At 62.4% G+C, this 24533-nt stretch carries 19 protein-coding genes; 12 read left to right on the top strand and 7 right to left on the bottom strand.

What is annotated here, in order from left to right:
- Positions 1-20 precede the first annotated feature (20 nt).
- From ABDZ98_RS10870 to ABDZ98_RS10845, 6 genes are read left to right on the top strand one after another with little or no spacing between them, the layout of a single operon-like run.
- Positions 21-1202, top strand: coding sequence for an XrtA/PEP-CTERM system-associated ATPase (locus ABDZ98_RS10870; RefSeq protein ID WP_343807607.1), 1182 nt, complete (start codon positions 21-23; stop codon positions 1200-1202).
- Between the two features lie 13 nt (positions 1203-1215).
- Positions 1216-2118: an XrtA system polysaccharide deacetylase gene (locus ABDZ98_RS10865; protein ID WP_343807604.1), complete on the top strand. Its 903-nt coding sequence runs from the start codon at positions 1216-1218 to the stop codon at positions 2116-2118.
- Positions 2115-3173 carry a FemAB family XrtA/PEP-CTERM system-associated protein gene (locus ABDZ98_RS10860; RefSeq protein WP_343807601.1) on the top strand — a complete coding sequence of 353 codons (1059 nt, stop codon included), beginning with the start codon at positions 2115-2117 and terminating at the stop codon, positions 3171-3173. Before ABDZ98_RS10865 ends, ABDZ98_RS10860 begins: the two co-directional genes overlap by 4 nt.
- Positions 3170-4399, top strand: coding sequence for a TIGR03087 family PEP-CTERM/XrtA system glycosyltransferase (locus ABDZ98_RS10855; RefSeq protein ID WP_343807598.1), 1230 nt, complete (start codon positions 3170-3172; stop codon positions 4397-4399). Before ABDZ98_RS10860 ends, ABDZ98_RS10855 begins: the two co-directional genes overlap by 4 nt.
- Positions 4389-5945 (top strand): exosortase A, encoded by a 1557-nt coding sequence (gene xrtA, locus ABDZ98_RS10850; protein WP_343807595.1) that lies wholly within the window; start codon positions 4389-4391, stop codon positions 5943-5945. The genes ABDZ98_RS10855 and xrtA overlap by 11 nt, the downstream gene beginning before the upstream one ends.
- A 10-nt stretch (positions 5946-5955) precedes the next feature.
- Positions 5956-7854 carry an XrtA/PEP-CTERM system amidotransferase gene (locus ABDZ98_RS10845; protein ID WP_343807592.1) on the top strand — a complete coding sequence of 633 codons (1899 nt, stop codon included), beginning with the start codon at positions 5956-5958 and terminating at the stop codon, positions 7852-7854.
- Between the two features lies 1 nt (position 7855).
- On the opposite strand, the gene zapE is transcribed toward ABDZ98_RS10845, so the two are convergent.
- The 3 genes from zapE to ABDZ98_RS10830 are packed head-to-tail and all read right to left on the bottom strand — an operon-like array spanning position 7856 to position 10723.
- A complete protein-coding gene (gene zapE / locus ABDZ98_RS10840) occupies positions 7856-8974 on the bottom strand; it encodes a cell division protein ZapE (RefSeq protein ID WP_343807589.1) in 1119 nt (372 codons plus the stop codon).
- 5 nt (positions 8975-8979) lie between these two features.
- Positions 8980-9900, bottom strand: a complete 921-nt coding sequence (locus tag ABDZ98_RS10835) for a cupin-like domain-containing protein (RefSeq protein ID WP_343807586.1) — start codon at positions 9898-9900, stop codon at positions 8980-8982.
- Positions 9901-9940: 40 nt separating this feature from the next.
- The gene (locus ABDZ98_RS10830) at positions 9941-10723 is read right to left on the bottom strand and encodes a succinate dehydrogenase iron-sulfur subunit (RefSeq protein WP_343807583.1); all 783 of its coding nucleotides are present in this window, start codon (positions 10721-10723) and stop codon (positions 9941-9943) included.
- Between the two features lie 262 nt (positions 10724-10985).
- Between ABDZ98_RS10830 and ABDZ98_RS10825 the strand changes: the two genes are divergently transcribed.
- Positions 10986-11696, top strand: a complete 711-nt coding sequence (locus ABDZ98_RS10825; protein WP_343807580.1) for an SDR family NAD(P)-dependent oxidoreductase — start codon at positions 10986-10988, stop codon at positions 11694-11696.
- A gap of 70 nt (positions 11697-11766) precedes the next feature.
- Here the strand turns inward: ABDZ98_RS10825 and ABDZ98_RS10820 are convergent, their stop codons facing one another.
- Positions 11767-13200: an NAD-dependent succinate-semialdehyde dehydrogenase gene (locus ABDZ98_RS10820; RefSeq protein ID WP_343807577.1), complete on the bottom strand. Its 1434-nt coding sequence runs from the start codon at positions 13198-13200 to the stop codon at positions 11767-11769.
- A gap of 306 nt (positions 13201-13506) precedes the next feature.
- Between ABDZ98_RS10820 and ABDZ98_RS10815 the strand changes: the two genes are divergently transcribed.
- From ABDZ98_RS10815 to ABDZ98_RS10805, 3 genes are all read left to right on the top strand, one after another.
- Entirely contained in the window at positions 13507-14619 is a 1113-nt protein-coding gene (locus ABDZ98_RS10815; protein ID WP_343807574.1) for a hypothetical protein, read from the top strand.
- Positions 14620-14719: 100 nt separating this feature from the next.
- Complete coding sequence (locus ABDZ98_RS10810; RefSeq protein ID WP_343807571.1) at positions 14720-15475, top strand: glycosyltransferase family 2 protein; 756 nt, start codon at positions 14720-14722, stop codon at positions 15473-15475.
- Positions 15476-15480: 5 nt separating this feature from the next.
- Positions 15481-16815, top strand: coding sequence for a nucleotide sugar dehydrogenase (locus tag ABDZ98_RS10805; RefSeq protein ID WP_343807568.1), 1335 nt, complete (start codon positions 15481-15483; stop codon positions 16813-16815).
- 40 nt (positions 16816-16855) lie between these two features.
- Here the strand turns inward: ABDZ98_RS10805 and ABDZ98_RS10800 are convergent, their stop codons facing one another.
- Together ABDZ98_RS10800 and ABDZ98_RS10795 are read right to left on the bottom strand one after the other, a co-directional pair.
- Complete coding sequence (locus tag ABDZ98_RS10800) at positions 16856-17704, bottom strand: nucleotidyltransferase family protein (protein ID WP_343807565.1); 849 nt, start codon at positions 17702-17704, stop codon at positions 16856-16858.
- Positions 17705-17728: 24 nt separating this feature from the next.
- Positions 17729-19165, bottom strand: a complete 1437-nt coding sequence (locus tag ABDZ98_RS10795) for an MmgE/PrpD family protein (protein WP_343807562.1) — start codon at positions 19163-19165, stop codon at positions 17729-17731.
- Between the two features lie 260 nt (positions 19166-19425).
- On the opposite strand from ABDZ98_RS10795, the gene ABDZ98_RS10790 reads away from it, so the two are divergent.
- Positions 19426-20061 (top strand): class I SAM-dependent methyltransferase, encoded by a 636-nt coding sequence (locus ABDZ98_RS10790; RefSeq protein ID WP_343807559.1) that lies wholly within the window; start codon positions 19426-19428, stop codon positions 20059-20061.
- 134 nt (positions 20062-20195) lie between these two features.
- On the opposite strand, the gene ABDZ98_RS10785 is transcribed toward ABDZ98_RS10790, so the two are convergent.
- Positions 20196-23144, bottom strand: a complete 2949-nt coding sequence (locus ABDZ98_RS10785; protein WP_343807556.1) for an Rne/Rng family ribonuclease — start codon at positions 23142-23144, stop codon at positions 20196-20198.
- 470 nt (positions 23145-23614) lie between these two features.
- On the opposite strand from ABDZ98_RS10785, the gene ABDZ98_RS10780 reads away from it, so the two are divergent.
- On the top strand, positions 23615-24490 hold the full coding sequence (locus ABDZ98_RS10780) for an N-acetylmuramoyl-L-alanine amidase family protein (protein ID WP_343807553.1): 876 nt from the start codon (positions 23615-23617) through the stop codon (positions 24488-24490).
- Positions 24491-24533: the final 43 nt, after the last annotated feature.

Here is a 24533-nt window from a genome sequence, read left to right as displayed (position 1 = left end):
GTTCCGGGGAGAACTGAACCATGTTTGATGAATTCTACGGCCTTACGGGTAAGCCCTTCCAGCTCACGCCCGATCCGGAGTTCTATTTCCGCAGTCTGACGCACCGCAAGGCGCTGTCCTATCTGGGATATGGGCTGGCACAGGGTGAGGGCTTCATTGTCATCACCGGTGAGATCGGGTCGGGCAAGTCCACCCTGGTCGCGCATATGATGGCCAGCATCGATCCCGCGCAGGTCACCGTGGCGCAGGTCGTCACCAGCAAGCTGGACGGCGAAGAGCTGGTCCACGTGGTGGCACGCGCCTTTGGCATGGATATCGAAGGTCATGACAAGGCCAGCGCGCTCGGCGCTATCGAGAGCTTCCTGCATGGCGAAGCGCGCGAGGGCCGTCGCTGCCTGCTGGTCGTGGACGAATCGCAAAACCTCAGCGTGCAGGCGCTGGAAGAACTGCGCATGCTTTCCAACTTCCAGCTGGGCAATCACCCGCTGTTGCAGACGCTGCTGCTGGGCCAGCCGGAATTTCGCGGCACATTGCAGAACCATCCGCAGCTGGAGCAGCTGCGCCAGCGCGTGATCGCCGCGCATCACCTTGAGGCGATGCAGGCTGACGAGATCGAGCCCTATCTGGTCCACCGCCTGCAGAAGGTGGGCTGGGACGGCCAGCCCAGTTTCAGCGCGGAGGTCTTTGGCCTGCTGCATGAGGCCAGCGGCGGCATTCCGCGCAAGGTCAACATGATCGTCAACCGCCTGCTGCTGCTGGGCGCTGTGGAGGAACGCTGGGATATCGATGCAGACATGCTGCACGAAGTGATCGCCGAGATGGAGCATGAGCGTGTTGCTCCCGAAGCGGCGAAAACTGCTGTGCCCCAGGCAGAAGCGCCAGAGGCATCTGCCGCACCCGAAGCATCTGCCACAGTGCCGAACGCGACCCCCGTGCATCCAATGCTCGATCCGCAGCTGGTTGAAGACCTGCTGGCAGACCGCGACGCACAGATTGCCGAATTGCAGCAGGCCGTGGTGGAACTCGCCAACCAGCAGGATGAAGCGACTTCGGCGGCTCTCAGCCCCGAAATCATCGCCTTGCAGGAACAGGTTGCCAGACTGGAAGCCAAGACCTTCGAACAGGAACGCACGATCCGCCAGACGCTGACCATGCTGATCGAGTGGATCGAAGGCGAAATGGACGAAAGCAAGGCTGCCTGAGGGACCATGCCCGGTGAACGCGATAACCCTGCAACCTGAGGCCACCGCGGCTGATCGTGTCGTCAACGGCCTGTCGGTCGATGTTGAGGACTGGTTCCAGGTCGGCGCGTTCGAGAATGTGATCGAGCGTGATGACTGGGCCAGCCTTGATGACCGCGTGGACCGCAATGTCCGCCAAATCCTCGACCTGTTCGCGGAAGCGGATGTCAGCGCGACCTTCTTCACCCTGGGCTGGGTGGCCAAGCGCCACGGCGCATTGCTGCAGGAAATCGCCGCGCGCGGGCATGAAGTGGCCAGCCACGGATGGGATCATCGCCGCGTTTTCACCATGGACCGCGAGGAATTCGGCGCGGACATAGCACGCGCCCGCAAGCAGATAGAGGATGCCGCCGGGGTCCGTGTTTCGGGCTACCGCGCGCCCAGTTTCTCCATCGACCAGCGCACGCCATGGGCCTTCATGGAACTGGCCGAGCAGGGATATGCCTATTCCTCCAGCGTCGCGCCGGTGGCGCATGATCATTATGGCTGGGCCGCCGCGCCGCGCTTCGCCTTCAATCCCTTGCCGGGTCAGGAGCTGGTGGAGATTCCCGTCACCACCGCGATGTTCGCCGGAAAGCGGCTTGCGGCAGGCGGCGGCGGGTTCTTCCGCGTGCTGCCCTATGGCTTCAGCCGCTGGGCCATTCGTCAGGTCAACCACACCGAAGATCGTCCGGCAGTGTTCTATTTCCATCCGTGGGAAATCGATCCGGGCCAGCCGCGCGTGGCCGGTGCGCCGATCAAATCGCGCCTGCGCCACTACACCAATCTGGAGAAGATGGCGCCAAAGCTGCGCCAGCTGGTCCATGAATTCGCCTGGGGCCGAATGGATGAGCTCGCCGAGCGGGAAAAGGCCCGGTTGGAGGCGACGCAGGCATGAACGCGCCCTTTGCCCCCTCGCGCGAACAGATCCGCCGCGCAGACCTGCGCCAGAGCGATGAAGTCGTGCGGATCGAAGCGTTCGTGGCAAACATGGGCGGCTCTGCCTTCCACCGCCCGGCGTGGCTGCGCGCGGTTCAGGCAGGCACCGGCAATATTGCGCGCGGCCTGATCGCGGAAAAGCACGGTGAGATCACAGGCTGGCTGCCCCTGAGCGAAGTCCATTCGCCAATATTCGGCCGCCTGCTGGCATCGAGCGGCTTTGCTGTCGAGGGCGGCGCGCTGGCAAGGGACGAGGCAACGGCGATCAATCTGTGCCGCGCGGCGCAGGAATACGCCCTGCGGCTCAGCTGCTCCACGGTGGAGCTGCGCGGCGGGATTGCGCCACTGGACTGGACCATCCGCACAGACAGCCACTGCGGCTTTGTCACCCCGCTTGCCGCTGATGATGAGGCGCAATTGCTGGCCATTCCGCGCAAGCAACGCGCCGAAGTGCGCAAGGGGCTGGCGGGCGCGATGCAGGTTCGCATTGGCCGGTCCGATCAGGACCGCGCGGATCATTATGCCATCTATGCCACCAGCGTGCGCAACCTGGGCACGCCGGTGTTCCCGCGCAGCCTGTTCGACAGCGTGCTGGACGCGCTGGACAGCGATATATTGACCGTGCTGCACGATGGCGTGCCGGTGGCGAGCGTGCTCTCGCTCTATCATAACGGCGCGGTTCTGCCTTATTGGGGCGGCGGCACGTGGGCGGCGCGGTCCCTGCGCGCCAATGATGTGATGTATTTCGAACTGATGAGGCACGCGCGCGGGCGGGGCTGCACCCATTTCGATTTCGGGCGCAGCAAGACCGGCAGCGGAGCCTATTCCTTCAAGAAGAACTGGGGCTTTGAGCCAGAGCCGCTGTCATACGCCAGCTGGACAGCGCCGGGCGTTGCCAGGCGCGATGCCGACCCCACCAGTGAGGCACTGGCGGCGCGGATAGCCGCGTGGCGCAAGCTGCCGCTTCCTGTCGCCAATCGCCTGGGTCCGCTGATCGCGCGGGGGCTGGGGTGAGCGGCGAAATCCTGTTTCTGGCCCACCGCTTGCCATTTCCGCCCGATCGCGGTGACCGCATCCGCTCGCACCATATCCTCAAGGCGCTGGCAAAGATCGCTCCGGTCCATGTCGGCTGTTTTGTCGATGGCGAGGCCGATCTGGCGCATGCGGGCAAGTTATCGCGGCTTGCTGCCAGCTATTGCATCGCCCGCCGGGCCAAGCCGCTGTGGCTATCGGGGGCAGAGGCGCTGCTGCGGCAGGAGCCTGTCAGCCTGACCGCCTTTGGCAGCGGGGAGCTGGCCGACTGGACCGAGAACCTGCTCTCCAGCGGGCGCATCTCCGCGATCTATGTATTCTCCGGGCAGATGGGCCAGTTCGTGCCGCATGACTGGGCAGGCAGGCTGGTGGCCGATCTGGTCGATGTCGATTCGGCCAAGTTCGAGGCCTATGCCCGGCAGGCGCGCTTTCCCAAAAACTGGATCAACGCGCGTGAGGGGCGGCTGCTTGCGCGCTTTGAAGCGCAGCTGGCAGCGCGCGCCGATCATACCTTGCTGGTCAGCGAGGCAGAGGCGCAATTGCTCCGCTCGCGCGCAGGCGATGCCGGTAACATCCGCGCACTGGGCAATGGCATCGATGCTGCATTTTTCGCTCCGCAAGCCGCATCATCGGCAGCGGCGATAAATGGCGAAGGCCCGCATTTCGTCTTCACCGGACAGATGGATTACCAGCCCAATATCGCCGCCGTGCAGCGCATGGCGCGCGCCATTATGCCGGGTATTCGCCGCGTTCACCCCGCCGCACAGTTCCACATCGTCGGCCGCGCGCCCACTGCCGCCGTGCGCGATCTGGACGGGCAGAACGGCGTGCGCGTGCATGGCGAAGTGCCCGATGTGCGGCCCTTTCTGGCTGCGGCAGACGTAGTGGTCGCTCCGCTCACCATCGCCCGCGGAGTGCAGAACAAGGTGCTGGAGGCGATGGCGATGGCGCGCCCGGTGCTGCTCAGCCCGCAAGCTGCCACCGGGATCGACGCGCAGGATCAGCGCGACTTCGTGATTGCTGCCGATGATGATGAATTTATCGCCAAGGCGCTTGACCTTGTGGCGGATCGCCAGCTGGCGGCACGGATCGGTCTGGCCGCGCGCGAATTCGTGATCGCGCATCAGGGCTGGTCGGCGATGCTGGCTGACCTTCCCGGGTTGATGGGTCTGGACGGCGGGGCGGGGGATCATCGCGATGTTGCCTGATCTTGCCTTGCGCACTCCTGCCGCGCTGAGCCTGCGCCTGCCGCGCGCATGGCACCGACCATTGCTGCATCTGGCGCTGGCGTTCGCGATAAACCTGCTGCTGTTCGCGCATGTGTGGGCGGATATGGTGCTCCAGTACTGGGATGCCTCTACCTACAACCACATATTGTTCGTGCCGCTGATCCTTGGCTGGCTGGTCAGGTTGCGTGCGCCGGAGCTGGCGAAACTGACACCCACCGGCTTCTGGCCTGCGCTGGTGCCGCTGGCGGGCGGTCTGTTTGTGTGGCTGCTGGGCGATATCTCCGGCCTGGCGCTGGCGACGCATTTGGGCGTGGTGGTGACTTTGCAGATGAGCGTGCTGGCGTTCCTGGGGCCGCGCGTTGCTGCCGCCCTGCTGTTTCCGCTCGCCTATATGCTTTTCCTTGTGCCCTTTGGCGATGAGCTGGTTCCCGCCTTGCAGATGATCACCGCCGATCTCACCATCGCGCTGACCCATGCCAGCGGCATTCCCGCCACGATAGACGGCGTGTTCATCGATACGCCTGCCGGATTGTTCGAGGTGGCAGAAGCTTGTTCGGGGGTGAAATTCCTGATCGCCATGATCGCGCTGGGCACTCTGGCGGCGCATGTCTGCTTCACCAGCTGGCGGCGGCGTATCCTGTTCATGACCGTGGCGATTGCCCTGCCGATCCTGGCCAATGGCGTGCGCGCCTGGGGCACGATCTTCATCGCGCAGTCGCAAGGCGTGGAATTCGCGCAGGGCTTCGATCACATCTTTTATGGCTGGGTGTTCTTCGCGCTGGTCATGGCGCTGTTGCTGGCGCTGAGCTGGCGCTTTTTCGATCGCGCGGCGGATGACCGCTTTATCGATGCGCAGGCGATTGAGGCATCCCCCATGCTCGGCGCATTGCAACGTCTCACCATCACCCCGCCGCGCGCATTGCTGCTGATCACGGTGATGAGCCTTGGCGCAATCGCTTGGTCCGCTCAGGCGCGGCAGGTTGCAGCGCCGTTGCCGCAGCAGATCGCTCTGCCCGAAGTCGCCGGTTGGACCCGCGCACCGCTGGAGCCGCAGCTGTGGTGGGAACCGCGCGCCGCAGGGGCCGATCACCGCCTGCTGGGATCGTACCGCAATGCTGCCGGTGCTCAGGTGGAAGTGTTTTTCGCGCTCTATGCATCGCAGGAAGAGGGCAGTGAGGCCGGTGCCTTTGGCGAAGGCGCCCTGATGCCGGACACTGGCTGGCGCTGGCAATCGCCGGGGCCGGACTTCGGCTCTGGCATGAGTGACCGCTTGCAGGCGGGCGGCGGAATCCAGCGACTGGCGCTGACGCATTATCGGCACCGTGATCTGCTGGGCGGAAGCGTGGCGTGGCTGAAACTGTCCAATATCCGCGACCGGCTTACCCTCAGCCCCGCGCCCACCGCCATGCTGATCCTGTCAGCCGGCGAAGGGCAGGGGGTTCCGGCGGAGCAGGCGATGCGCGATTTCCTGGCCGCCACGCAGCCTTTGGGCGAGTGGATGGACCAGATCGCGCAAAAGCCGTAACGAGCCCGATATGTGCGGGATTGCCGGTATTTTTCATTGCGGAACCATCAAGCCGGTCGACCCTGCGCGGGTGGAGCGGATGTGCGATGTGCTGGCGCACCGCGGGCCTGACGGATCGGGCGTGTGGACCGCTCCCGGTGTCGGTCTGGGCCATCGCCGCCTGTCGATCATCGATATCGCTGGATCGCCGCAGCCGATGGAATCGGCAGACGAGCGCGCGGTGATCAGCTTCAATGGCGAGATCTACAATTTCAGGGAGCTGCGAAAGGAGCTGGAGGGGCTGGGCGCCAGCTTCCGCACCGATGGCGACACCGAAGTTATCCTCGCTGCCTATGAGCGCTGGGGCACCGATTGCCTGTCCCGCCTGCATGGCATGTTCGCCTTTGCCATCTATGACCGGGCGGACCGCTCCCTGTTTCTCGCGCGTGACCGGTTCGGGGTGAAGCCGCTGTTCATGGCACGGCTTAGCGATGGCAGCATGGCCTTCGCCTCCGAACTGAAGGGCCTGCTGGCCCATCCGCTGCTGCGCCGCGATGTCGATCCTCATGCGGTGGAGGATTACATGGCCTGGGGCTATGTGCCCGATCACCGCAGCATGCTGCGCGGCGTGGAGAAACTGCCGGCCGGCCATTTCCGCCTGCTCAAACACGATGCAGAACCTGCCGCCCCGCAGCAATATTGGGACATTTCCTTTGCCGAGCGGCGCAAGGGCAAGCTCAAGGACCTTGAGGCGGAACTGCTGCACCATATGCGGGAGGCAGTGACGTCGCGGATGGTGGCCGATGTGCCGCTGGGCGCGTTCCTTTCAGGCGGGGTCGACAGCTCCAGCGTGGTGGCGCTGATGGCAGAGGCGAGCCGCGATCCGGTGCGCACCTGTTCCATCGGCTTTGACGTCGCTGCGGTGGACGAAAGTTCCTACGCCGCAAAAGTCGCCGCGATGTTCGGCACCGATCACGCCAGCCGCATCGTCAGCGCCGATCAGTTTGATGCGATAGACACTATCGCGGGCATGTTTGACGAACCCTTCGCCGATGCCTCTGCCCTGCCGACATGGCGCGTGTGCCAGCTGGCGCGTGAAAGCGTGACCGTGGCGCTATCGGGCGATGGCGCGGATGAGGCGATGGCGGGCTATCGGCGGCAGGTGTTCCACCATCATGAGGAGCGCTTGCGCGGGATATTGCCTGCATCCCTTCGCTCCAAGGTGATCGGTCCGCTGGGCCGGGCATGGCCCAAGGCCGACTGGGCACCGCGGCCCCTGCGCGCCAGATCGACCCTGCTCTCGCTCGCCGGATCGGGTGCCAGCGGCTATGCCAGCGCGGTTGGCGCGGTGCCGATGGATCAGCGCTTTGCCCTGTATGGAGATGCGCTGGGCAGCCAGCTGGATGGCTATGTGGCTGAACACGCCTTCATTGACATGATGGAGCGCGCCCCGGCGCGAACAGGGCTGGACCGCGCGCAATATGCCGATCTGAAGTTCTGGCTGCCCGGAGACATCCTGACCAAGGTTGACCGCACCAGCATGGCGGTGAGCCTTGAGGCGCGCGAGCCGCTGCTCGATCATCGTCTGGTGGAATTTGCCGCCACTCTGCCCGACAGTGTGCGGGTGAAGGGCGCGCAGGGCAAATATCTGCTCAAGAAGACGATGGAGCGATATCTTCCCGGCGATATACTTTACCGTCCCAAGCAGGGCTTTGTGACGCCGATTGCGCAGTGGCTGCGCGGTCCGCTCCAGACCCAGACACGCGCGATTGCCAGCAGCAGCGCGCTGGCGCGCACGGGCTGGTTCGACAAGGCCCAGCTGACCCGCATGGCAGAGGCGCACATCGCCGGAAAGTCCGACAATTCGCGGCTCTTGTGGCAATTGCTGATGCTGGACAAATCGCTGGCACGGCTCGGTATCGTCGCCTGAATCAGCCTGGTTCGCCGTGGCCCAGCGCCAGATACTCGTCGCTCTGCATTTCCTTCAGGCGGCTGACCGTGCGTTCAAATTCAAATGCCCCGTCGCCTGCCGGATAGAGGTTTTCAGGCTCTGCCGCAGCAGTGGCGAACAACTTCACCCGGTTTTCATACAAGGCGTCGATCAGCGTCACGAAGCGCGCCGCCTCATTGCGCATGTCTGGCCCCATGATCGGAATGCCGACGATGATGACGGTGTGATAGGCGCGGGCAATCGCCAGATAATCTGACGCGCCGCGCGCTTCCGCGCACAGCCGTTTGAAGCTGAACACCGCCACGCCTTTCAGGCTCTTGGGCACGAACAGCTTGCGGTTGCCGCCCAGGTCCAGTTCGCCGGTCGGCACGTTCGCTGCATCTTCGGGTTTGAAATCGGTCAGGCGGAAGAAGGCTTCCCGCACCTGCGCGGTGGCTTGCGGCCCGATGGGAGTATGCCAGGTGGCCATGTCTCCAATCCGGTCCAGCCGGTAATCGGTGGGGCCGTTCAGCTCGACAATTTCCAGTCTGCTGGAGATCAGATCGATGAACGGCAGGAAATGCTCCCGGTTCAGCCCGTCCTTGTACAGATCATGGGGAGGGCGGTTGCTGGTGGTCACGACCGTCACCCCCTGGTCCACGATCAGCGCGCGGAACAGGCGCGACATGATCATGGCATCGGCGGAATTGTTGACCACCATCTCGTCAAAGGCGAGGCAGCGGATCTCGGCCGCCAGTGCGGCGGCCACGGGCGGGATAGGGTCGCCGAGTTCCTTCTTGCGCTCCTCACGAATGCGCTGGTGCACTTCGATCATGAAGGCGTGAAAATGGACGCGGCGCTTTGCGGTGATTTCCAGCGTTTCATGGAACAGGTCCATCAGCATGGACTTCCCGCGCCCCACACCGCCCCACAGATAGGCGCCGCGCACCGGCTCAGACTTCTTGATCAGGCGCTTGAGGAAGCCGTTGTGATTGTTGCCATTCTTCTCAAGCTGGTCTTGCACGCCCGCCAGCACTTCGGCAGCAGCGCGTTGTTGCGGATCGCGGCGCAATTCGCCCGATGCGATAAGGGCCTGGTATCGTTCAAGCATGGCACTCACGAGAGCTACTCAGGCAGGCTTTCGACGGGCTCGCTATGCAAATGTTTCCTGATCTTGCCGAGCAATTGCGCCGCATCCTCAGTATCACCGAGGTCGTTAAACACCGATCGGATGTGGGACGCGAAATTGAAGCGGTTGAAGAAATTGTGGCTCAGGGTAATCGAATGATCGTGGCTGTGTGTATAATGCCACCAATCGGGCGGTATGATAAGCATTTCTCCCGGTTGTAGGATTGCTTCATGCCCTGTTCGGTCGCCTATTTCCGACATGGCGCTTAAATCCGGGCCGACGGGATCAAATTTTGCAGCTTCGCTATTTGTAAAATCCTCAGGAGGAAACAGGATGACTTTCTTGTTGCCCTGAAACTGCACAAGACAACCGATGGTGTGGCTGTGATCATAGTGCAAGGGGGTTATCGTGTGCTTCTTGCTGATATAGATTGAATGGAAATCGAAGCCGGAAATAGACTGAAGGAAATCATAGACATCGCGGGGCAACCGTGCCGCAATATTGGGCATGGTTGCCGGGAATGGTGAGACGTCGTCGAGCAGCTCGCGGTGCTTTTTCAGGGGATGCCAGCGAAAGCTCCACACGAGCCTTTCTTCATAATCAGGTGCCTGGGCCACGGGTGTTCCACCCAGTCCAATCCAGAAGCCCGGAAGGTCGGCAAGGGGAGCATCCAGATGATCTATGAATTCACCCAATTTTGTCGCCTTGCCGGATGAAGTCTGGTCAAAGTGCAAGGTCGCAATGCCAAATTCATCACCATATTGACTGGCAAAGAAATCGAGGTTCCATTTGCCCAATGCGGGCCAGTCGGCAATCGCATCGGGGAAGATGCAGGGATAGGCGGGGCCGGCTTCGAAATAGTCTTCGACCAGTTCCTTATTACCCGAAGACATCCGTTTGATGGGCACTGCCTTCATGGCAAGAACGTTCCTCCATTGCGCAGACCAGAAAGGCCGCTCAGATCTGGCGTTCCGCCATCATCTTCTTGGTTTCGGCAATGGCCTTTGCCGGGCTGAGGCCCTTGGGGCAGACATTGGCGCAGTTCATGATGGTGTGGCAGCGATAGAGGCGGAAGGGATCTTCCAGCTCGTCCAGTCGCTCACCGGTCATTTCGTCACGGCTGTCGGCCAGCCAGCGATAGGCCTGCAACAGGATCGCCGGACCCAGGAACTTGTCCGAATTCCACCAGTATGATGGGCAGGAGGTGGAGCAGCAGGCGCACAGGATGCACTCATACAGACCGTCCAGCTTTTCCCGCTGTTCGGGCGATTGCAGGCGTTCCTTGCCGCTTGGCGTGGTGGAAACCGTCTGAAGCCACGGCCGGATGGAGGCATATTGCGCGTAGAAATGGGTGAAGTCGGGGACCAGATCCTTGACCACTTCCATATGCGGCAGCGGGGTGATGCGAATTTCGCCCTTCAGATCCTCAATCGCGGTGGTGCAGGCGAGGCCGTTCTTGCCGTTGAGGTTCATCGCGCAGGAGCCGCAGATGCCTTCGCGGCAGGAGCGGCGGAAGGTCAGCGTGGGATCAATCTCGCTCTTGATCTTGATGATCGCGTCCAGAACCATCGGGCCGCATTCGTCCAGGTCGATCTCGAACGTGTCATATCGCGGATTTTCGCCGCTTTCCGGGTCCCAGCGATAGATCTTGAACTTCTTCACCCGGCCTGCGCCCGTCGCTGTGTAGGCGCGGGACTGGCCATTGATCTTGCTGTTCTTCGGGAGCGTGAATGTCGCCATGTTCAGATCCGCTTTCCTTGCTTCCCGACCTATCTAGACGCTTGGCGGTTCAGGGCAAGCCGGACCTTGGTCCGTAAACAGGAAAAAATGGCGGATTTGCCGGAATTTCGGCGGAGCGACAGACGCGGCGCACAGGCATGGCCATCATCGCCGGGCGGTTGCGGCGCAGCTTGGCTGCACGGCTCTTAGGCCATATGTTCACCAGCCCACAATTGCGTATAAAGGAGCAAGAAAACCAAAATCGGGTGAGTGCGGGGGTAAGGTGCAAAAGGCGGCCATTTTCGGGGCGAGTGGCGGAATCGGCGCAGCGTTGTGCCGTGCGCTGGCCGACAAGGGCGTGCAGGTGCTGGCCGGATCACGCGGCGGAGATACGCCGACGCATGTGAGCATCACGCCCTTCCGTTTCGACCTGGAGGATGAAAGCACCATCGCCGCCGCCGTGCAGGCTATGGCAGACGACCCGCCAGACCTGGTGGTCGTGGCCACAGGTGTGCTGACGCTGGCCGACGGCACCGGGCCGGAGCGCAGCCTCAAGGCCCTCGACCCCGCCACCATGCAGAAGGTGATGCTGCTCAACACCATCGGGCCAGCGCTGATCGCCAAGCATGTGCTGCCCCTTTTTCCGCGCGACCGGAAATGCGTGTTCGCTGCCCTGTCCGCCAAGGTCGGTTCAATCAGCGATAACAGGGTGGGGGGCTGGCATTCCTACCGGGCGAGCAAGGTCGCGCTCAACATGCTGATCCGCAATTTCGCCATAGAGATGGAGCGTACGCATCCGCAGGCGGTAATCGTCGGCCTGCATCCGGGCACGGTGGATACGCGGCTGTCGCAGCCGTTCCAGTCCAGCCTGCCCGCCGGTCAGCTGACCATGCGGCGCGATGCGGCGCGCAATCTGATGCGCATTCTCGAAGGACTGCAACCGCAGGACAGCGGCACGCTGGTGGGCTGGGATGGCGAGGTCATCGCCCCGTAACTGAACAGGCCGTAACGGGGCAGGGCGTAACGGGGCAGGCCGTAACAGGGCAGGGTGGCCCCGTTCCCGATCAGCCCGAAAGCCCGCCGATCAGCGCGTATTTCAGCTCGAAATACTCGTCCAGCCCGTGGCGAGAACCTTCACGGCCCAGGCCCGATTCCTTGATCCCGCCGAACGGAGCAACCTCTGTTCCCAGCAGGCCTTCGTTGATCGCCACCATGCCGAATTCCAGTGCCTCGCGCACGCGCCAGGCGCGGCCAAGATCGCGCGTGTAGAAATAGGAGGCGAGGCCGTAGCGCGTGTCATTGGCGATGCGGATTGCCTCCGCCTCGTCATCGAAAGCCATCACGCAGGCGACCGGGCCGAAGATTTCCTGAGAGGCGATGTCCATGTCCTGCGTCACCCCGGTCAGCACGGTGGGGGTGAAGAATTGCGCGCCGGCATTATGCCTGCTGCCGCCACAGGCCAGCGTGGCCCCCTGCTTGATGGCGCTGGCGGTCAGTTCATCCACCTTGCGCAGCGCCTTGTCGGTAATCAGCGGGCCGATTTCCATGCCCGGCTCCACCCCGTTGCCAACCTTGAGGTCGCGCACGCGGCGCACCAGTCCATCGACGAATTCATCGTGCACGGATTTCTGCACCAGCAGGCGGTTGGCGCCGATGCAGGTCTGCCCGGCGTTGCGAAACTTGGCGATCATCGCGCCGTCCAGCGCGGCATCCATGTCGGCATCGTCAAACACGATGAAGGGCGCATTGCCGCCCAGTTCCATGCTGGCGCCCTTGATCGTGCTGGCCGCCTGTTCCAGCAGCTTCTTGCCCACGGCGGTGGAGCCAGTGAAGCTTATCTTGCGAACCAGCGGATGGGTGCAGAAAACCTGCCCGATGGCGCGTGCATCTTCGCTGGGGACGATGCGGAACACGTCCTTGGGAATGCCCGCTTCCACCGCCAGCGCTTCGAGCGCGAGGGCGGACAGCGGCGTGCTTTCGGATGGCTTGATCACGATCGAGCAGCCCGCCGCCAGCGCCGGTGCGGCCTTGCGGGTGATCATCGCCAGCGGGAAGTTCCACGGGGTGATCGCGGCGCAGGTGCCGATCGGCTCCTTGGTCACCATGATCGCCTTGCCCTCGGCAAAACCGGGGATGGTTTCGCCATAGGCACGGCGCGCTTCTTCGGAGAACCATTCGGCGAAGCTGGCGGCGTAATTCACCTCTCCGCTCGCCTCTGCCAGCGGCTTGCCGCATTCCGCGGTGCACAGCGCGGCCAGTTCATGGTGATGCTGCTGGATCATATTGTACCAGTCGCGCAGACGGTCTGAGCGGACCTTGGCAGTGAGGGCGGCCCAACCCTTGCGGGCAGCCTCCGCACGCTGGATGATCGCGTCCACTTCATCGGAAGAATAAGTCTGTACACGGGCGATCATCTCTCCCGTAGCGGGGTTGAGCACTTCCATTCCGCCGCTGGGGACAAGCGCGGGCTGGATCATGGTCCAGATGGTGTTCGACATGGTTGTTTCCTGCATCAAGATATCGGCATGGCGGGAGATCGGTCAGCCCCATGTAGGGATGCAACCGGGTCAATGCCACGTGCGCGCGTCCTGTGCCCGAAAGGGGGCAGGCTTGCCAAGGTGTTTCGCCATCGGGCGAGAGTCAGGAGTTCGGCAGGAGTGCGGCAGGAGTGCGGGCGGGACGTCTCGCCAGACAAGGTGCCGGGCGCGCAGGCCAATGACTGGTTGACAATGCGCCCTGCGCCTACCTAGGAGGCGCCGATTCCACCGGTACGCGCACATGCGATCTCGTGTGACGGAGACGAGTTGAAGGCGCTCTACGCCCTGCCAGACCACGAGGTGGTCAACAGCCTGATCCCAGACATCGGGAAGACCTGCCTTTCTAATGACGAGGCGGTGGCGCGCATCCGTGCGACTCCCGGAATGGTGCCCGTTGCCATCGATCCCCAAAGCGAGAGCGGCGGCACTGGCCGTGTGCTGTGGGCCGACCTTGGCGATCACCCGTTCCGCGAATGGCAGTTCATGTACACAGTGCAGTCGCTGGCGCAGGGCGGGCTGATCGGTGAGGCATTCACCACCGATTTCTCCATTCTGCATGATGACCGGATACTGGCCGATCCCATCGCACCCAGCGGGCTGCTGTTTCACATCTCGCGCTGCGGATCGACGCTGACGGCCAAGGCGCTGGCCCGGTCCCCGCGCCACGTGGTGATCAACCAGGGCGGCCCGTTGCAGCGCGGCTTCTGGGCCACGATCACCCGCGACTTTACGCAGGAAGCGGAACCGAGTGCGGAGAATCTGCACGCGTTCCGCAATCTGGTGCTGGCCATGACCCGCCGCCGCCGCCCCGAACAGACGCATGCCTTCATCAAGTTCATATCGTGGAACACGCTGTATATGGACTTTGTCATGCAGGCCTTCCCGCAAGTGCCGGCGATGTTCCTCTATCGCAATCCGGTGGAGGTGATCGCCTCTGTCCTGCGCGAAACATCCGCAGTCTTGTGGGCCAAGGGCAGGCGTCAGGCCGGTTTCCTGACCGGGCTGGACTGGCAAAGCACGGCGGCGATGGACGATGTCAGCTATCTGTCACGCTGTTTCGCGCGCTATCTGGAACTGGCCGAACAGGCGCCGGGGGATGTGACCCACGTCAATTACACCAACATCAATCCTGATAACTTCCCCGCCATGATCCGCCAGGGCCTGCGGTTCGATGCCGGGGAGGAGGAATTTGCGCTGATGCTGGAGCAGTTCCGGTTCCATTCGAAGGACGATTCGGACAAGCAGCAATTCCGCGCCGACAGTGAGGAAAAGCGTGAGTCCATGGCGGATGCCGACAAGCAATTGATCCAGCGAGAATGCGCCGAACTGATAGACCGGCTCGACCGATCGCCCGCCAACCTTTTTGCGCGAAGCGAATAACAGGTGTAACGGCCCCATCGATGCCTATCTGAACCTTGCCTATTTCTGCTTGCCGCTGTGTCAGCGGTGACTACTGTAGCACCACCTAATGGAGACCCACTTGTCCAACCCCGCCCCCAACAAGCTGCTCAGCGTTGTCATTCCCAATTACAACTACGGCAAGTTCGTGGGCGAAGCGATCGCAAGCGTGGCGGCGCAGACCTATTCCCCGATCGAACTGATCGTGGTGGACGATGCTAGCACCGATAATTCGGTTGAGGAAATCACCAAGGCGCTGGATGCAGCCACCGGTCTTGCGGCCAGCCAGTGCATTGTGCTGGAGGAAAATGCCGGCAAGCTGGGCGCGCTCAACCGTGCGCTGCCGCATGTGAAGGGCCATTACTTCATCATCCTGGATTCCGACGATATCCTTACGCCCGGCTATGCCGAGCGGACGATTGCCGAACTGGAAAAGGCCCGCGCGGAAGATTCCTCCATCGGTTTCCTCTACACCGATTGCATGCTGATCTCCCCCACGGGTGAGGATCTGGATCGCGGCAAGTCGACGGGCTGGGACCCGGCGCTGCTGGATCGCTATTCCTTCGTGCCTGAGCCGGCAACTTGTCTGGCAGCGATGGTGCTGGAAGCTGGCCCTTATGATGAGGCGATCCGCAAGGGCACCAAGCATCACAAGTGGAAGCGCATCGTCGCCAATGGCTGGAATGGCCGCCACCTGCCAGAGCCGCTGTTCTGCTATCGCATGCATGACAACAACATCTCCGGCATCGGTCGGCGCGTGATCGACGAAGTTGAGCGCGGCGAGGGCGGGGAACGCATCCTGTCCGGTTACTGGCCCCTGCAAACAACACAGCGATAGGCACAATGTCCCATCCCCTGAGCAAGCCGGGCGAATTTGCAACGCATTCGCCGCAAGCCTTTCCCCTCCAGATGGAGGACGTGCGCATTGGCGTGGTGGGCCTTGGCTATGTCGGCCTGCCCGTTGCCGTGGCCTTCGCGCAGGAATTCCCCACTTTCGGCATCGATATCAAGGCGCAGCGGGTTGAAAACCTGCGTGCCGGCCATGACGAGACGCTGGAGGCGACAGCGGAAGAACTGGCGGCCGCAACCAACCTCAGCTTCACCGGCGTGTGGGACGATCTGCAGGCCTGCAACGTCTTCATCGTCACCGTGCCGACGCCGCTCGATGGGCATAATCACCCTGATCTGGGCCCGCTTGAAGGGGCCACGCGCGCTATCGGCAAGCTGCTGAAGCGCGGCGATATCGTGATTTACGAATCCACCGTCTATCCCGGCTGCACCGATGAATTCTGCGTACCCATTCTGGAGCATCTTTCGGGCCTGCAATACAACCGCGATTTCTTCTGCGGTTACAGCCCCGAGCGGATCAATCCGGGCGACAAGGAGCGCAAGCTCTCTGATATCCGCAAGATCACGTCCGGCTCCACCGTGGAAGCAGCGGACTTCGTCGATGCGCTATATGGCAAGATCATCACCGCCGGCACGCACCGCGCCAGCTCCATCCGCGTGGCGGAAGCGGCCAAGGTGATGGAAAACACCCAGCGCGACCTCAATATCGCGCTCGCCAACGAACTGGCGATGATCTGCAACAGCCTGGGCATCGATACGCTGGAAGTGCTGCAGGCAGCGGGCACCAAGTGGAACTTCATGCCCGTGCGCCCCGGCCTGGTGGGCGGACACTGCATTGGCGTCGATCCCTATTATCTCACCCACAAGGCGGAGGAGATCGGCCACCATCCCGAAGTGATCCTCGCCGGACGGCGCATCAATGACCGGGTGGGCAAGTATGTGGTCAACCAATTCGTGCGCCTGATGGGCCGCAAGGGCCTGCTGACGGGCGATCTGCGGGTGCTGGTGCTGGGCTTCGCCTTCAAGGAAAATTGCCCCGATCACCGCAACACCAAGGTCGAAAGCATCGTGCGCCACCTGCAGGAATTCGACATCGCCGTGGACGTTTACGATCCGTGGGTCGATGCCGATGAATGCACACGCGAATACGGCATTCGCCCGGTCAAGGTGCTGGAAACAGGCAAGTATGACGGCATGATTCTGGCCGTTGCCCATGATGAGATTGCGGCAATGGGCGCGGAAGGCATTCGCGCATTCGGCAAGCCGGGTGCGGCGCTGTATGACGTCAAGTCTGTCCTGCCCAAAGATGATGTCGATCAGCGGCTGTAAGGCCTGCTGACCGCACTCAGTCCCGGTATCAGTCTGATTTTCAGTCGATCAGTTGCGCGTTCTCGCGCCGCTTGATCAGCGTGGCTTCGGTAATGTCGAAGCTGTGCTTGTGGTCCACATCGATGGGGCCGAACGGATACTCCAGCATCACCGGCGCGATGGACACGCCCAGCTTGCGGCCGATGGCGTTCACCAGCCCGCGCATGTCCGACAGCTTCAGCTTGTAGATGATGAAGGGCCACAGGCCGAACGCCTTGAGGATGCGCATGTGGCGCTTGCCGAACTGCCCGCCGCCTTCGAATATCTTCACGGCGGTCAGCGCCTTTGCACGCCGCAGGCCATACAGGTTGCACGATGAAAAGCCGCCGTCCTTCATCTGGTGGAAGGCGAGGCCCGAATTGGGATAGTCGCGCAGCACCACGTCGTCGCTGGTGAAGGCAACCGCGGCATCCTCATCACCTTCCCAGAAGGCCTGCATGAAATCGCGGATCAATTCCGGCGTGTGCAGGGCGTTATCGCCGGTGGTGATGATCAGCGGCAGCGGATCGGGGATTTCCTCGGCTGCGGCCAGCACGCTGTCTGCCAGATTGCCGCGCGCAGCCACGGGGACCACGCGGCCTTCATCGGCCCATGCCTGCATCACCGGCGTGGCGCGCAGGATGGAGGCATCGTCCACCGATACGTGGACCGTGCCGAAACAGCCGCTGTCGATCAGTGCTTCCAGCACGCGCTCCAGCATGACCTGCCCGTCGAGCTCGACCAGGCATTTGTGTGATTTGTTCTGCAACCGCGCGACCGGATCATCCACGCCCCTCCGGCTTGCGGCCATGACCAGCACGGCTGCGTGCGGGTGGGACCCGTCTGCAGGAATGGATGAAGTGGAGTTCATGAAATATCTCGCAGTTGATCTGTGTCAGGCCGCACCGGCAGAGGTGAATTCGGCAGCAGTGAATTCGGCAGCAGTGAATTCGGCATTGTGCATCAGTTCGCCCATATCGGGCAGGCTTGGCAGCTTCTCAAGCGACTGACGCAGGCTGTCGATGTCTTCAGGGGGGATAACACCCGCACAGCAGGCTTCGAACTTGGCCCAATATTGCTCATCGGTGAAGGGCGCGCTTTTGCTGCCTTGCGGCATGGCGATGGTTTTCTCCAGCACCCGGCCATCGCGCATGGTCAGGCGCACCTGGGTGGGGAATTCGCCTTCCAGCTTGTCCACCGGATGGCGGTGGATGATCGGGAACAGCGATCGCACATCATCGCGCATGATCGCCTCCGGCGTGAAATCGGCCAGCGTGCAATCCCCGCGCGCCAGCACGCAGCCGACTGCATATTCGGCCGAGAACTTGGCCTCCAGCGGCTCACGCGGATCGGTGTACATCACATTGTTGAAGTGGACGCGCGGCATGTGCAGATCCACGCTGGTGACATCATCGGCGGAAAAGCCATGCTCTGCCCGCAGGTCCAGCACACCATCCATCGCGCGGTGAATGGCGCCGCAGGTGGGGAAGCGCTTCACGCGGAACTTGTGTTCGGTAATCAGCAGCGGCTCGCCCACGCTCTCCAGCTCGTAACGCAGGTTCTGCCCGTGTTCGATATGGGTGATGGTGTCGCGCAATTCTTCGTAATCGGGGCCGACCATCAGCCGGTTCATGCCGGTGCGGCCATCGAGCGTTTCAGTCCCTGCGGTAACACCAGCACGCGCCATGCTGGCTGCCATGATCCCGCCCTTGGCCGCAAGCCCTGCGTGCACCGGCTTCATCTCCGTGCCGAACTGCGACATGAACCCTGCCGACATGCTGGTGGCGATGGACAGCGCCCGCGCGCATTGCTGCGCATCCAGCTTCATCAGCCGCGCACAGGCGGCGGTGGCTCCCATCACGCCAACCGTGGCGGTGGCATGCCAGCCGCGATTGCGGTGCGTGGGATTGAGGCCCTGGCCGATGCGGCCCAATATCTGCAGGCCCACGATATAGGCATCGATACAGGCCGCGCCCGAAAGCTTCTCCTGCTGCGCCAGCGCCATCAGGGCAGGGCACAATACCGCGCTGGGATGCGCCTTGGGCGGATCGAAATTATCATCGAAATCGAGCACATGGGCAATCGTGCCATTGACCATTGCGGCCCAGGGCGCGGCCAGGCGGGTGCTCTGGCCAAATACGGTGCAGGGGCCAGCACCCCAGGGGGCGACGGTTTCGAAGATCTTGCGGCTGACAGGCTCCACCGCGCCGGGCACCATGACGGCAACCGTGTCGATGAATTCGCGGTGCGCCCATTCGCGCGCATCGCTGGGCCAGTTATCCGGGCTATCGGCAATCCAGCTGCCAAAAACCTCGAGCGGATTAGTCTTCACAAGCTTCCGTCTTCTGCGACCCTGAATGGAGTCCAGCGCGAATGGGTCCATGTCGCGTGGATCAATTCCCCTGCCAATACGGGCAAATTCCGTCCCGGATCGGGCGGTGGCCTTGGCTGGCCGAGTGCGCTCTAAACCTGCCGGTCGCACGGCGCAAGCTTGGGACGAAATGGGACGATTCAAGCGGGTGTTGCGTTTGCCATTTCCAAATCCGACTGCCGCGCTAAACTCCCGTCAAAGAACAAAGAAGGGGAAGCAGAATGGGGTTTCGCAATTGGTATGAGGAGACGATTCTGCCCAGGATCGTGACATCGGCGTGCGGGCAGGAAAACGTATCCGAACTGCGCAAGCAGGTGGTGCCGCTGGCACAGGGCAATGTGTTCGAAATCGGCTGTGGCGGCGGACTGAACCAGCCGTTTTATGACAAGACCAAAGTCACCGGATTTGCCGGAATTGATCCCAACCACGCCCTGCTGGAAGGCGCCCGTGGCCGTGCGGCAGCCAATGGCTGGGAGGCGGAAGTGAAATACGGCAAGGCGGAGAACATCCCCTTTGCCGACGGCAGCTTTGACACGGTGGTGTGCACATACACGCTGTGTTCGGTGGACGATCAGGCGCAGGCTCTGTCCGAAATGCGCCGGATCCTGAAGCCGGGTGGGCGGCTGCTGTTTCTGGAACATGGCCGCGCGCCCGATCCCGGCCTGCAGAAGTGGCAGAACCGGATTGAGCCGGTGTGGAAGCGGGTGATGGGCAATTGCCACCTGACGCGCGAAGTGGGCGGGGCGCTGCGCCGGGCTGGCTTTGAGGTTGAGCCGATCGGCCAGGAATATTTCGAAGGCATGCCCAAATTCGCCGGATGGATGGAATGGGGTTCCGCGCGCCGCGCCGGAGCCTGATCGATTGCCGCACAGGGCGGTTTATCCCTGATTACAAACAATAATGGCCGGTAAGCGGAGCGTTGCTGCTCCTGCTTACCGGCCATTTATTTGTTGTGCCTGTTACGGCAAGCCAATCAGCCTGCTGTCAGCGATCAGGCGCCGAAAGTCCTCTGCCACCATCCGCGGCGAGGCTCGCCATTCTCGTCGAGCTCGGATTCGTCGTTGGGCGCCGGGCTCTGCTTTTCTGCAACTGGTGCAGCCGCAGGTGCCGATGCCTTTGCCGGTGCGGACGCAGGCTTGGCAGCCTCCTCCGCCAGAGGCGCTTCGCTCACGGCTTCCTTTGCTGCAGGCGCATCGGCCTTCTTGCGGCGCGGTGCGCGCTTGGCCTTGGCAGGTGCTTCCTCAGCGGGAGCAGCCGCTTCAGCAGGCGCTTCCTCTGAAGTTTTCGCCGGTTCGGCCTTCTTGCGGCGCGGTGCGCGCTTGGCTTTGGGCTTGGCTTCAGCTTCAGGCTCGGCAGTGTCTGCCGCAGCGGTTTCTGCCGGAGTTTCTGCCGGAGCTTCCGCCACAGCTTCCTCTGCCGTTGCTTCTGCTTCTGGCTCCACCTTCTTGCGGCGAGACCGGCGCTTGGGCTTGATCTCTTCGGCTGCTGTGGTTTCTTCCGCGGCATCTGGAGCGGCTTCTGCTTCAGGCTGTGGCTCTACGGCCTGTGCAGCTTCCGCATCGTCGGACTCGCTGGTTTCGCCGGACTCGCCGGGCTCATTGTCCTGCTCACCGTCCTGGCCGCCCGCTTCGTTCCGGCGACGACCGCGTCCCCGGCCACCACGACGGCGACGCTTGCGGGGACGGTCTTCGCCATCTTCGCCGCTTTCCCGGTCGCCATCCCTGTCACTGGACGAACCACGCGATTCGCCGTCATCGTCGGAGGAATTGTCGTCGTCGTCGCGGTCGCTGTCCCGGTCATTGTCCCGGTCACCTTCGCCGTCATTGTCGCCATTTTCGTCCTGGCCACGGCTGCGATTGCGTCCGCGTCCACCACGGCGGCGGCGACGGCGTTTCTTGCGGCCATCGGCATCTTCGTCCGAATCCGAATCCGATTCAGAAGAATCATTCGATTCCTCCTCATCATCCTCATCCTCGTCGTCGATATCCAGATCGTCCTCTTCGAACACGAGCGGTGCGAACTTGGGCGCTTCGGTCGGGCGCGGGCCGGATGAGTTGACGCGCATCTTGGCGCCTTCGTCCTCGCCCTCGGGCACGACTTCGACATTCACGCCATAGCGCATCTCGATTTCGGCCAGGTCGCCGCGCTTGGCGTTGAGCAGATAGATCGCCGCCTCGGTGGAGGCGAACAGGGTGATCGTGGTGCCTTTGCCCTTGGCGGCCTCATCCTCGATCAGGCGCAGGGCGGAAAGCCCGGCGGAGGATGCGGTGCGCACAAGGCCGGTGCCATCGCAATGCGGGCAGGAGCGGGTGGTGGCTTCAAGCACGCCGGTGCGCAGGCGCTGGCGGCTCATTTCCATCAGGCCAAAGCCCGAAATGCGGCCCACCTGAATGCGCGCACGGTCGTTCTTGAGCGAATCCTTCATGCAGCGTTCGACTTTGCGGACATTGGAATTGTGTTCCATGTCGATGAAGTCGATCACCACCAGGCCGGCCATGTCACGCAGGCGCAACTGGCGGGCGATTTCGCGGGCGGCTTCCAGATTGGTTGCCGTGGCCGTCTGCTCGATCCCGTGTTCCTTGGTGGAACGGCCCGAGTTGATGTCGATCGAGACCAGCGCTTCGGTGGGGTTTATCACCAGATAGCCGCCCGATTTGAGCTGCACCACCGGATCGTACATGGCCGAAAGCTGGTCTTCCGCACCGTAACGCTGGAACAGCGGAACCGGATCGGAATAGGCCTTCACCCGCCGCGCATGGCTGGGCATCAGCAGCTTCATGAAGCTCTTGGCGAGCTTGTAGCCTTCCTCGCCTTCAACCACGACTTCTTCGATCTCGCGGTTGTAGATGTCACGGATGGCGCGCTTGATCAGGTCCGAATCCGAATGGATAAGCGCGGGCGCGCTGGACTTGAGCGTGTTCTCGCGAATCTCGTCCCACAGGCGGGCAAGGTAATCGAAATCGCGCTTGATCTCGGTCTTGTTGCGCTGGAGGCCGGCGGTGCGAACGATCAGGCCCATGCTCTTTGGCAGGCTGAGTTCGCCGACGATCTGCTTCAGTCGCTTGCGATCCGAACCGTTTGAAATCTTGCGCGAAATGCCGCCGCCGTGGCTGGAGTTGGGCATCAGCACGCAATAGCGGCCAGCTAGCGAAAGATAGCTGGTGAGGGCAGCGCCCTTGTTCCCGCGCTCTTCCTTTACGACCTGCACGAGCAGCACCTGACGGCGCTGGATAACGTCCTGGATCTTGTAGCGACGACGCAGGGCCTGACGCTTGGCGCGCAGTTCGTCCATTTCCTTGGCGCGGCTGTTGCCACCACCACGGCGACCCTGGCCCTGGCCCTGGCGGCGACCGCGCGGACGGCGGCCATTCTGCGAACGCCGGCCCCCATCGTTGGAGCCGCTTTCCTCGTCCTCGTCGGAATCGGCGTTGCCGTCTTCATCCTCAGTCGAGTCATCTTCGCCGGAGTCATCTTCGTCTTCGTCGCTTTCGACCTGGCCATCCTCGATGGTGGCCACATCATCCTTTTCGGATGTGTCGATCTCTTCGACGCCGGCGTCATCATCGTCCTCGTCGCGATCGCTGGCGTAATCGCCGGCATAATCGTCGTCGTCATCCTCGTCGTCGGCGCGCAGGGCGGCCTCTTCCTCGGCATGCGCCAGCTCTTCAGCCAGCAGGGCGTCACGGTCTTCAGCCGGGATCTGGTAATAGTCGGGATGAATTTCGCTGAAGGCGAGGAACCCGTGCCGGTTGCCGCCGAAATCGACGAATGCAGCCTGCAGGCTGGGTTCTACCCTGGTTACCTTGGCGAGATAGATATTGCCCTTGATCTGCTTGTGTTCGGCAGATTCGAAATCGAATTCCTCAATTCGGTTTCCCTTGAGCACCGCCACCCGTGTTTCTTCCGGGTGGCGCGCATCGATAAGCATGCGCGTTGCCATTGAATATTCTCCAGGCATGTGATCCTCGGCGGGTTTTCAACTCCGCCAGAGCATGCCGATATGTGTGATTTCCGTGAGGCGCGGGCTGTGTGCCTGGCGCATTCGGGAAGGGATATTTGGCGCGGCCGCCTGTTGTTTGGCGGGTGGCGCTGCGGAATGTGTCTGCCTCAAGGCGAAGGCGCAGGGTTAAGTTCTGCGCGAGAGCGTGGGTCGCCATCATGCAACCTTGCGGTTGCTGGCTGACCTTATAGCTCTTGCTTCTCATTGCGGCATCAACCTGTAATCATTGGCCGGAACCACGCAAATTGTGGCTACCGGTTCGGCCCGGACACACAAAGGTCCGGATCCAGATTTGGCTAGCATTTGGGGAAAGCCTCGGCAACCTTATTGCGCGTTTGGGTAAAAATCCCTTGGGTTAAGGCCTGTTTTTGAGAGAAGCACCGCAAGATGGCAGGGCAGAGCATATAGAAATGGTGTGGTACCGGGTGCAGATTGCGCTGGTTTTCCTGATGCCTGCGATCCTGCTGGCGGGGCTTTATGTGTTCGGCCGCGCAATCCCCGTCCCCTATCTGGGCCGCGATTACGTCATCCGCTTTGAACTGCCAGAGCCGGGAACCACCGTGGGCCTGCCCGAGATTCAGGGGCCGCAGGACGCCTCGCGCCCGCTGGTTGTGATCGATGCCGGCCACGGCGGCCACGATCCGGGTGCCAGCGGACTGGGCATTCTTGAAAAGACGCTGGTGCTGGGTCTTGCGCGCGATCTGCGCGATCAGTTGCTGACCGAAGGCGGCATCAGGGTGGCGCTGACGAGGGACGATGATCGCTTTCTGGCGCTGGCGGAGCGGGTGGAGATATCGCGCGCGCTGGGGGCCGACCTGTTTATCTCCATCCATGCCGATTCAGCCGGGGACCGTGAGCAGGTCAGCGGTGCCAGCATCTACACATTGTCCGAAGACGCCTCTTCCGAAGCCGCCGCACGCTTCGCCGCGCGTGAGAATGATGCCGATCAGGTCAATGGCGTGGTCCTGTCCGGCCGCAACGAGAATGTGAATGCGATCCTGGTGGAGCTTTCGCAGCGCCGCACTTCGGACGATTCCGCGCAATTTGCCGATCTGATCATCCGCGAAGGGGAAGGGCAACTGCCCTTTCACACGCAGCCCCGCCGCTCTGCCGCGCTGGGCGTGCTGCGCGCACCCGATGTGCCCTCCGTCCTGTTCGAGGCAGGCTTCATCACCAATCCGCAGGAAGCACAGCGGTTGACCTCGGTCGATGGCAAGCGCCAGTTCGCCCTGACGATGGCGCGCGCCATCCGCATTTTCTTCGCCCGCAGCAGCGTGGCTGTGTGACGGCCACCAGATCGGCCGGATTGGCCATTATTCATTCTGGCGC

Origin of the sequence: Alteraurantiacibacter aestuarii (assembly GCF_039523595.1) — a bacterium.
Classification (GTDB): domain Bacteria; phylum Pseudomonadota; class Alphaproteobacteria; order Sphingomonadales; family Sphingomonadaceae; genus Alteraurantiacibacter; species Alteraurantiacibacter aestuarii.
Note: the sequence above shows the minus strand (reverse complement) of the source record. Positions and strands in the feature narration are given on the sequence as shown.